General features: G+C 43.8%; 1 protein-coding gene and 1 pseudogene. One reads left to right on the top strand and one right to left on the bottom strand.

The window, feature by feature from the left end; genetic code table 11:
• Positions 1-306: 306 nt before the first annotated feature.
• Entirely contained in the window at positions 307-1,497 is a 1,191-nt protein-coding gene (locus PX481_RS25955; protein WP_288096840.1) for a HEAT repeat domain-containing protein, read from the top strand.
• 265 nt (positions 1,498-1,762) lie between these two features.
• Here PX481_RS25955 and PX481_RS25960 read toward each other — a convergent pair.
• Positions 1,763-2,327, bottom strand: a pseudogene (locus tag PX481_RS25960) (glycoside hydrolase); the annotation flags it as partial.

Below are 2,327 nucleotides of genomic sequence, written 5' to 3' on the forward strand. Positions count from 1 at the left end.
AATCCTTATCTGGCAAGAGATTTAATTGATTAGTTCGCTCTAGATCGCAAACAATTGACAAAAATCGCGGTAATGTCTGTCTCTATAAGGGTTTCATTCCTTATAACCCCCATCCATTGCATAACACAAACCGAAGAGCCGCATATACTTTTCTGTTCGGTTATCCCGAGAGAATTAAGGATAAACTGAAGTCTGATGCACAATTTTGAGATTTATTATCGGTTTCTTGCATAGAAGAGAGGACAAAAGCGAGAAAGTCTGACATTCTTGGGATAGGTAGCACGAAAATCGAGGCCATTTCTCACGATGCAAGCTCTGCTAGAAAAAGCTCAGATAGCGTTGAATAAAAAGGACTGGGAGACATTAAACGCCAGCATACAGCGACTTTTAAACCAAAAAGATGCTGTTGAATCGATTATTAACGATGAAATCCTCGATTTAGCCCTAGAAGCTTTACAAAAATGCGATTTTCAACAGCGATGGGAGATAGCTAAACTATTTCCCCAAATCGGCAAACCAGCGATCGCTCCTTTAATTGCCCTGTTAGAATCCGAGGAACAAGATGGGGAAATGCGCTGGTTTCTGGCGAGAATTCTCAGTCAATTTGACGATCGAGCCTGTATTCTCGCTCTCAGTCAATTATTGCAAAGATCGGAGGAGGAAACACTCAGCCAAATGGCTGCGGCCGCTTTAGCCAATATCGGCAGTTCTGCGATCTCTAGTTTAGGACAATTACTGTCCGACTCGAACACCCGTTTTTTAGCCGTACAAGCTTTATCACAAATTCGCCGGCCGGAAATTGTCGAACCGCTTTTAACCGTAGTTAAGGATCAATCTAGCGCCATTCGAGCCATGGCGATGGAAGCTTTAAGCAGTTTTCACCATCCCCAGATTACTGCGATTATCCTCGATGCTTTACAGGATCCGGCCATCGAGGTGCGACGGGAAGCAATTAAAGCTAGTAGTTACCTAGCGCCAAGTTATCCCCAAGCAGATTTAGTTAACCATCTGCAACCGCTGTTATTCGATATCCACCTCGAGATCTGTCAAGAAACTGCGATCGCTCTCGGTCGTATCGGCACAGCAACCTCAGCCAAAGCTTTAAATCCACTCCTGCAATCTTCCTTAACTCCCGATAGTTTAAAATTAACTGTAGTGCGAGCATTAGGCTGGATCGAGGATGGGGAAGCTTTAAATTATCTAGAAAAGGCTTTATATAGCGAAAATGTCTTGATTTGTCGGGAAATTATCGCTATTCTCGGCCGGCAAACCTGCCAGAAATTACGCCAACAAGCAGGGGAAATTCTCGGTAATTTTTATCACTCCCATCCCGCGATCCTCGCTGATACGGGAGTTAAACAGTCTCTAGCGATCGCTTTAGGAGAATTAGATCGGGATAATAAAAGTATTTTGCTGACTTTAGCAGCCGATGGGGAAGCAATCGTCCGTCTCCATGCTCTCAGCGCCCTGAAAAAGCTAGATCATGGGACTATATAGGGTTGGCTGAAAAAGTTTGTTGGTGGGGGTAGGGTGTAGGGTGTAGGGTGTAGGGTGTAGGGGAGATGGCTGATGGCTAAAAAGCTGATAACAAGGGCCGAATCTAAAACCTAATTGGTTAAGCTAAAAGCTTCGATGTACTTAGTTTCTAACCTTCTTTTTAAGTAGGAGAATTGCCAGATCCTGTCTTTTGCACGAGTGCCTGTTGCCTCTTGCCTTCAGAAGCTGATTACTGATAACTGATCACTGATTACTGATCACTGATTTAAGGTCTTTGCAGGAAGATTAATTCTTCAACGGGGAGGAAATCATAGTATTGACCTTGATTGGCTAAAACTGCGATTAAATGGAGACGAGCATCGGGTTCAATGTGTAATCCTTCCCAGGGGACAGCAATTTCCAAACATTGATTAAAAGAAGCTTTGGCACTACTAGGAACTCGCTGCCAAGTAAAATATTCTTGAGCGACTTCTAACCAAGTAAATTCCGTGATTAAATTTATTCCTAGATGATGATGATAACCGTAATCGAGGGGCGATCGAGGGGGAATATCTGCTAAGGGAATTGGACTTTGCAGACGATGCACTTCATCATAATACCAATATAAATGCACTTCAGGCGGGATATCTTTGCCTAATTCTGCCCCCGGTTTCCAATCGAAACGCAGATAAAAATTGAGGTGATCCCAACCGAAAAAGAGTCTTTGTACTAAGGAAGTCCGGTGCATTGTACCACTGGCGCCGCCAATTTCGATCCGTCCAGCTTTATCCCAATCCTGTTCGTCCCCAAAACCGTCGATAATGGGGTGAATAAAAGCTAGTGGACGATTA

The sequence above is a fragment of the Microcystis sp. M53603_WE2 genome, from assembly GCF_030065435.1.